Consider the following 8,487-nt stretch of genomic DNA (forward strand, 5'->3'; position numbering starts at 1 on the left):
CATAAGCTCTGCTACCTCAACCTTTGTCTTACCTTTTTCTATCATCAATACTGCCTTTTCCCTTAAATCCACACTATATGCCATTATAACTCAAATACTTTATTATACCTTTATCATTTACTTTAGGAAATACTATAGTTGTAACCTATTGAACAAACCCTATAATATCCTTGATCTTTTTTATATTGTTATTTGCAATTTCTGCTGCTTTTTCTGTACCTTGTTTTAATATTTTATGTAAATGAAGCTGATCTTTTAGAAGAATATTCATCTTCTCGCGTATGGGTGATATAACGCTGATGATTAAGTCAGCTAACTCTTTTTTAAAGTTCTTCATGTCATGTTTATTCACTTTTTCACACACTTTTTCTACATTTAAATCACTAAGCACTGAATAAATGTTTACCAAATTGTTTACTTCTGGACGGCACTTTAAAGTAGCAAAATCAAAGCCTAGAATTGAATCTGTTTTTGCTTTTTCTATTTTCTTGACAATTAAGTCATTTGTATCGTTAAGGTTAATGCATGAATATTCTGAAGGATCAGATTTGCTCATCTTGCTTGCTCCATCTCTTAAGCTCATTATCCTTGATGTACAATCCAAAGTTAAGATTTCAGGTATGATGAAATGACTACATTCATAATGATTGTTAAAAGCTGATGCAATATCACGTGCAAGTTCTAAATGCTGTTTTTGATCATCGCCAACAGGAACATATTTAGTTTGATACAGCAATATATCCGCAGCCATAAGTACTGGGTAGCTATATAACCCAAGAGAAGCTTTTTGTTTATCGCTTCCAGCCTTATCTTTAAATTGAGTCATACGATTAAGCCAACCAATTGGTGTATAGCACCCTAGCAGCCAGCCCAATTCTGCATGACCACTAACTGCGGATTGATTGAAAATAATCGACTTTTCCGGATCTATTCCACATGCAATATAAGTTGCTGCTGCTTTAAAAATATTATTTTTTAATTCATTTGCGGGAAGCTTATTTGCTGTGATTGCATGCAGATCAACAACACAAAAAAGAGATTTATATTTATCCTGCAAGCCTATCCACTGCTTAATTGCACCAAGATAATTGCCCAAGTGTAATACTCCACTTGGCTGAATACCTGAGAAGACAACTTCTGTCATACCTTGAGTGTTTTATTAGTTACTTTCGCAATCAGCAGATTTTTTAGAAAGAATAACCATTGCAGGACGAAGCAACCTATTTTTAATGGTATAACCAGTTTGTAGTACTTCTACAATAGTGCCAGGCTCTTTTTCATTATCTTCTCTTTCCACAACAGCTTGATGTAAATTGCTGTCAAAAGAGTTACCTATTGGATCTATTTCTTCTATTCCATGTTTTTTTAGATCACTCACAATCTTTTGGTGCGCCACTTTTATTCCTTCATGAATAGGATCATCATCTTTCAAGTTTTCCATTGCTTTTTTTAAATTGTCACAAGAGTCGATCATATCACGTGCAAATTTCGTGACTGCATAATCACTTGCATCGCTAATTTGCTTTTGCATTATACGTTTAACGTTTTCATTATCCGCAACAGCGCGACGTAAATGATCTTCAAGCTGAACTGCACGTTCTTTTAATATATTAAGCTCTTCACTTAAATCACCTGTTTGCTGATCTTCTTGATCATCCCCTTTTCGTTTACTGACCATATCGGCAAATTTCTTTTTTTTCTCTTTACTACTATCTGACATATCATTCACCCCTACAAACTTAATAAATATATAACAATCAATCTAAAAATATCAAGCGTTAGCTATCCTTGTCTTTCTATGCTTGCATTTAAAAAGTCAATCAAAGCAGTTTTATAAAGAGAATCAGAAAAAGTATCAATATTACTTTGCGCCATATTAATATAGTGTTTAGCTTCTTCCATAGAAACATGAATGGCATTATGATGATTAATATATTGTAATGCTTGGTCAAAATTGTGTCTAGCTGAAGAAAAAGATTTCTCCCAGAATTTTTGTTCTGATGGGCTGCCTTTTTCATATGCTATAATAGAAGGTAAAGTAACTTTACCTTCAAAGAAATCTTTTCCAAGTTGCTTTCCTAAAGTGCCTTGATTAGCAGTATAATCTAGCACGTCATCAATTATTTGGAATGCCATACCAAAATTAAACCCGAAATTCCTTAGCCTCTCTATTTCGTCACTTGTGGCTCCAGATACTACTGATGCAGCCTCGCAGCATGCAGAAAACAAAGATGCTGTCTTTTCTGCAATGATATTAAAATAATTTTTCCTAATTGTGTTAGGGTCAAAACGTGTTGTCATCTGCTTTATCTCACCCTTGACAAGCAAATTAGATGCCTTAGATAAAATAGAGAGAACACTTAAATTCCCACATTCTATAAGCCATCTAAATGCTAAGGTCAATAATAGATCACCAACTAAAATGCTTGATTTATTCCCCCAAATTTTATTTGCTGTTGCAACTCCATGTCGTGCCTTACTTTCATCAAGCACATCATCATGAAGTAAAGTAGCGTTGTGTATAAATTCTACCGATGCAGCAATGTTGACCCTACTCTCTCCAGAGTAATTCAGCATTTTACACACAATAAAAACGAGCTTAGGCCTTATCTTTTTTCCTCCTGAATTAATAAGATGAGATGTAACATCGGTAGCAAGCTTAGTACCTTCATCATTGACATTTTTGAAGATAAAGTCATTCATAGCCAATAAATCAGAAGACACAATATCATCTAATTTACTACTTTTTGTTAAATCAGTGTTTAGCATTTAAGAGGACTTATGCTTCTTGCCCTTGTACTTTCTCAACTTTTTTCTTTTCTATTTTTTCCGATTCTGTTTCTAAATCTACTATGCCTTTTTTAATGAACCACATTACCCTTTCAGTTGCTTGCGCTCCTACACTTAGCCAATGTTTTAATCTATCAGCTTTTACCACAACACGATTTTTATTGTCTTTTGGCAACATTGGATCATATTGTCCTATTCTCTCAATAAAGCGCCCATCCCTTGGTGCTCGTGAGTCGGCTACAACTATCCTATAAAAAGGACGTTTCTTTGCCCCAAGCCTTGCTAACCTTATTTTAACTGCCATGTCAACCTTTATTCATATATTAATTACAATTTAAATACAATAAACAGCTCAAGTCAAACTAATTGTACCTCTTTTACCTAAAAATACAATATAGCCCCCTCCAATCACTCATAAAAGGAAGATAATAAACTTTTTTATATATCATCAATCATAGCATGATTAACTTCTACTCTATACTTTGATTTTAGATAGCTAATTAACTGTTCCTTTAGCGATATCATCACACGTTTTCCGGTATCAAGCATGTTTAATTTACCATTTGATGAATGCATTTGTTTTAGAACGCCTATTATAATTTCATTATTGTATTGAATAGGATCTGTTACCGAATTAGTTGTTTTCATATTGAAAATCTCTTCTATGAAAGAAAAAGGGTAGTTTTGTTCATTGCGTTGTATTTGCTGGCCTTTAACCAATTTTATACCTTGCATTTCTTCCAAATCTGTCTTTTCTCTTAGTTGAACTGCTACTTCTTGTCCCATTTTAAACATTCTTTCTTTTATAAATTCACTACGCCAAAGCTTTATGGCTGATTCCCTACTTTCTTCAAAATTTTGTAATTTAGGAGGAACGATATCACTGATTTTTACACCAACAACAGTATCTCCAACACCCTTAAAATAACTCTTCTGATCTTTCTCGCGTGAAAAAATGAAAGAAATGAAATCACTGGAATTTCCTACTTCATTACCACTTTGGTCTTTTCCACTAGCATCTACTGGACCAATGGTTTGTATAGGTAAATTGTAATTATTGGAGATTTCTTCAATCGTTGCACCATTGTATATCTTATAATTCACTTGATTTATGAAATCATTGACTTTTTCAAAAGACTTTTGATTGGTTAAAACTGACCTTATGTCTTTTTTTAAATCAACCAAGTCTTCATCAGAGATTTGATGTATGCCTTCTACCTTTATTACGTGCCATCCAAAATTGCTTGTTAAAACTTCACTTACTTCACCTGTTTTGAGAGCAAATACCTTTTCTCTCATATTTTCAGGTAAGAAATCCTTAGTTATATTATTTACTCTGGTTTCATCGAGTTTCACTTTATTAAACTCTTCTATTATTTGTTCAAAGCTTGCTTTACTTTCTTCAAGTGCTCTTCTTGCTATTTCAGCTTTTTCTTTGGTAGGAAATATCACATTGAATATGTCTCTTTGATTTTTAAGTTCCTGATGTTCTATTATACTATCAACCTCTTCATCTGAAATTCTGATTTGATCTTCAAAATATTTTTGATCCAGAGAAATGTATTGCGCAGTTCGATACTCAGGGTAATAAAAATTGGACTTATTTCTTTCATACAAATCAAGTAAGGCTTGATCATCTGGTTCAGGAACGTCTGTAATTGCATCCTCAGTTATTTTAACAATATCAACTACTCTAGTTTGGTAGCGATTTTTGTATATCTGCTCATCAACACTCTCACCAAAAGTTACCGGATAATTATCTTTAAATAACGAAGTCATGAACATCATTGCAGGCAGGATTTTCTCTAATTTTTCTATATATTCCTTTTCTGTTATATGCAGGCTATTTAGAGTTTGATGGAATTTATTATGGTCAAATTCTCCTTTATCGTCCTGAAAGTACTTGGTATTTTTTATATGGCTTTTGATAGATTCTTCTCCAACTTTTAATCCAAGTTCGCTAATTAGGTTAAACAATAGTTTTTGCTCTATAAGTGCGTTAAGTAAATCATATTTCAGCTTTTTTACTTGTTCTTTACTTACATCAGATCCAGAAATTTGCTTTTCATAATTTTGATATAGTAATTTATATTCATCTGATGTTATAACTTCCTTTCCTACTTTAGCTAATTCTTTCCTTTCATCATCATTTGATAAAAGATTGCCAATCCCCATAAAGATTAATAAGCAAACTAAAAGGAGAACGATTGCCTTGGTAAAAAAATTTCTAATACTCATTGTAAACTCAGTTAACTAACACTTAAATTTAGAATAGCAATAATTTAATCTTTGTAAATCTATTAACAAATTAGCTAATATATGTAATATTGTAGTGTATTAAATTGAATGGAAGCTTATATTAACCTAAGAGCCTGTAAGTGATCTCTGAATATGGTAAGATGAGGTATAGTTGACATGAGGTAAAGTATGAGGAATACATATCCAAGTGACATAAGTTGTGAAAAATTCGAAAAGATTAGACTAATTTTAGAAAGCGTGCGAAAGAAAACAAAGCCAAGAAGATTAGGTTTATACGAGTTATTTTGTGGTGTGCTTTATGTACTAAAAAGTGGCTGTCAATGGCGAATGCTTCCAAAAGAGTTTCCAAGATGGCGAAATTGTTACGATTACTTCAAGAAATGGAGTAAAAAAACGAATGAAGATAGAGAAAGTGTTCTAGAAATTGTCTTAAAAAAAATTGGTTGGAGAGAACAGTGGTCGGAATACCAAAACAAGCTTCTGCATCATTGATGCCCAAAGTGTAAAAAATACCGATACTGCTGAAAAAAAAGGTTATGATGATGGCAAGAAAATTTCAGTAATAAAGCGTCATATCGCAGTTGATACAAAAGGTTTGACACACGCAATTCATATAACAACGGCAGAAATAACCGATCGTAGCAGTGCTTTGACAATGGTTAAAAATGCTAAAGAAAGTCTCTCTGAAGTTAAAAACATACTGGTTGATGCAGGCTACACTGGAGAAAATTTTGCAACACAGATGAAAGTAACTATTGGTGCAACTGTTGAGGTGAAGCGAATTACACACCTTTGCTGTATTGCCAAAAAGATGGATTGTTGAGAGATCTTCTTTTGCCTGGTTGGAAAAATGTAGGCGACTTTGGAAAAATTGCGAGCGTAAACTTAATACTAGCCTACAAATTTGCTTTTGCTTCTTTCCTCCTCAAAAGATTATGAACAGGTTCTAAGAGATAAGAAATATAAACTAAAAAGCCATTGGATGACAAAGTTAATGCTTTTTTAGTTTTAATGGTTTATATTTTATTTCTATAACAGTAAAGGAATATTAAAATGGGAGATGTTTTTTCGATGTCAATGGAATCTTCTAAAGACAATAAAGATAGAAATGAACAATTTCTCATGCAAGTAGCTGCTTGGTTGGTTGATAACACTAGCTTAACTTTTGATCAAATAGCACAATGTTGCAAGTTATCCCTTGAAAAAGTACAAGACATAGCTGATGAGGAAATAGAAGTTGAAAAGTATGACCCTATTATTTCTGAAATAATTACTGAAAAAGAAATCGATAATTGCAAAAAAAATCCAAATCGTGTACCAAATTTGATTATAAAAAATATGAAAAAAAGGGCAAAGACGATTAGCTTTCTTGCCTTTGCTTCCACAGCAAGGCGTAGAGATAAACCTAATGCGATTTATTATTTGGTAAAAAAATTTCCTATCTTGAACAATAATGTAATAGCTAAGCTAGTTGGTACAACAAATTACACAGTTGAGCAGGTAAGAGATAGGTCTCATCATAACATACTCAATATCAAACCTCAGGATCCTGTACTACTTGGTTTATGTAGCCAGGAAAATTTAGAAGCGGAAGTAGAAAAAGCGAAAGTAGAAGAAGAGAAGAAACAAAGATTAAAAAATATAAATAATAGCTATTGATGATTCTCAAATTCTTGTACTTTGTTAATATTAAATTGACTTGACTTGTTAGTTTTTATCAGTATAATGTAAGTAAAGTATCTAGTTTAATAATAATTAAGTCTAAATACGCACTAAAAACTAGCTCAGCCTAATTTATTGTTTTATATTCACATTTTAGGTTAGTAAGCATCAATTAAAATTTTTGGAGGATTATGACAACAATCAATGAAGATGTCTTAGCAAAAGGAGGGGTTGTAGGTCAACCTGAAAAAAGCGAACAAATTCATAATGCTGACGCAGTAAAACAAATGACCAGTGAAGGTGCTGAAAAAAACAAGAAAACATTGGACCTGAGCGAATTGAAAGAGAAAACAGCAGAAGAATTGTTAGAGCTAGCTGAAGAAAGAAAAATTTCAACTAGTGGTAAAGGCAATGGCAGGATGCTAAAACAGGAAATGATATTCAGTTTAATGAAGAAAATGAGTGAAGAAGGAGGCATAACCACAGGAAGTGGAGTAGTGGAAATATTGCCTGATGGTTTTGGTTTCTTACGTTCATCAAGTGCAAATTATGCTCCAAGTACCGATGATGTTTATATTTCCAATGGCCAAATAAAGAAGTTTAATTTACGTACAGGAGATATGGTATGTGGAGAAATAAGGCCACCTGGTGATAAAGAAAGATATTTTACTTTAACTAAGGTTCAAAGTATAAACTCTACTGAAATCAGTGAATTAAGAAAGTACGTCCATTTTGATAATTTGCTTCCGCTTTATCCTGAAAAAAGCCTCTTCCTTGAAAACAACAGTAGCGGAGATAATAAAAAAGATATAAACATGCGTGCTGTAGATATAGTTACACCTCTTGGAAAAGGACAAAGAGCATTGATAGTTGCTCCACCTCGTACAGGAAAAACGATATTGCTTCAGCAAATGGCTCACTCTATAGCTACAAATCATTCTGAAATAGAACTAATAGTATTACTTATAGATGAAAGACCCGAAGAGGTGACAGATATGATACGCTCTGTAAAGGGTGAAGTGGTAAGCTCTACATTTGATGAACCTGCCTACCGTCATGTCCAACTTGCTGAAATAGTAATAGAAAAAGCTAAAAGAATGGTTGAACACAAAAAAGATGTAGTGATTTTGCTTGATTCTATAACTCGCCTTGCACGTGCTTATAATGCAGTCATTCCTTCGTCTGGAAAGGTTCTAACCGGCGGTGTAGATTCAAATGCGCTGCAAAGACCAAAACGCTTTTTTGGAGCAGCTCGTAATATTGAAAATGGTGGTTCTTTGACAATCATCGCTACAGCCCTTATAGAAACTGGTTCAAAAATGGATGATGTTATTTTTGAAGAGTTTAAAGGCACAGGTAATGCTGAAATTATACTAGATAGAAAACTTGCTGATAAACGTATATTCCCTGCTATTGATATTACAAAATCCGGAACAAGGAAGGAAGAGCTATTAGTTGATAAGGCCATACTAAATAAAATATGGGTGTTGCGTAGGATACTTAATCCTATGGGGTCTGTTGAAGCAATGGAGTTTTTACGTGACAAACTACTTTTAACAAAGAGCAATGCTGACTTTTTTAACTCCATGAATCACTAAAAGTAAGCCAATTCTGATGGAGCAAAAAAGCTATGTTTATGGGAACGTTCAAAAAAGTGTGTCAAACCGAAAAAAAAGTAATAAATTGATATAAAAAATGGAGGTTTGATATGAGTCAAGCAAATAGAACTACTGGTTTGGTAGATTATAAAGAATTAGAAACAAATATCCTGTCATC

7 protein-coding genes and 1 pseudogene are annotated in these 8,487 nt (G+C 33.1%); 3 read left to right on the forward strand and 5 right to left on the reverse strand.

Annotated features, from left to right (window positions below; translation table 11 throughout):
• Positions 1–145: 145 nt before the first annotated feature.
• The 5 genes from trpS to JR312_RS04940 all read right to left on the reverse strand — a co-directional run bounded on the left by trpS (position 146) and on the right by JR312_RS04940 (position 5,028).
• Entirely contained in the window at positions 146–1,144 is a 999-nt protein-coding gene (gene trpS / locus JR312_RS04920) for a tryptophan--tRNA ligase (RefSeq protein ID WP_264331258.1), read from the reverse strand.
• A gap of 15 nt (positions 1,145–1,159) precedes the next feature.
• The gene (locus JR312_RS04925) at positions 1,160–1,720 is read right to left on the reverse strand and encodes a nucleotide exchange factor GrpE (RefSeq protein ID WP_416647872.1); all 561 of its coding nucleotides are present in this window, start codon (positions 1,718–1,720) and stop codon (positions 1,160–1,162) included.
• Between the two features lie 62 nt (positions 1,721–1,782).
• A complete protein-coding gene (locus JR312_RS04930; protein ID WP_264331259.1) occupies positions 1,783–2,769 on the reverse strand; it encodes a polyprenyl synthetase family protein in 987 nt (328 codons plus the stop codon).
• A gap of 10 nt (positions 2,770–2,779) precedes the next feature.
• Complete coding sequence (gene rpsP / locus JR312_RS04935) at positions 2,780–3,094, reverse strand: 30S ribosomal protein S16 (RefSeq protein ID WP_416647873.1); 315 nt, start codon at positions 3,092–3,094, stop codon at positions 2,780–2,782.
• A 134-nt stretch (positions 3,095–3,228) separates the two neighbouring features.
• Positions 3,229–5,028: a peptidylprolyl isomerase gene (locus JR312_RS04940; protein WP_416647874.1), complete on the reverse strand. Its 1,800-nt coding sequence runs from the start codon at positions 5,026–5,028 to the stop codon at positions 3,229–3,231.
• Positions 5,029–5,217: 189 nt separating this feature from the next.
• Between JR312_RS04940 and JR312_RS04945 the strand changes: the two are divergent.
• From JR312_RS04945 to rho, 3 genes and pseudogenes are all read left to right on the forward strand, one after another.
• Positions 5,218–5,988, forward strand: a pseudogene (locus JR312_RS04945) (IS5 family transposase).
• Between the two features lie 114 nt (positions 5,989–6,102).
• Entirely contained in the window at positions 6,103–6,708 is a 606-nt protein-coding gene (locus tag JR312_RS04950) for a cell cycle transcriptional regulator TrcR (protein ID WP_007301964.1), read from the forward strand.
• A gap of 194 nt (positions 6,709–6,902) precedes the next feature.
• A complete protein-coding gene (gene rho, locus JR312_RS04955; protein WP_416647875.1) occupies positions 6,903–8,309 on the forward strand; it encodes a transcription termination factor Rho in 1,407 nt (468 codons plus the stop codon).
• The last annotated feature ends 178 nt before the right edge of the window (positions 8,310–8,487 follow it).

It is taken from the genome of Wolbachia endosymbiont of Nasonia giraulti, from assembly GCF_048054155.1.
GTDB classification, from domain to species: Bacteria; Pseudomonadota; Alphaproteobacteria; order Rickettsiales; family Anaplasmataceae; genus Wolbachia; species Wolbachia pipientis_C.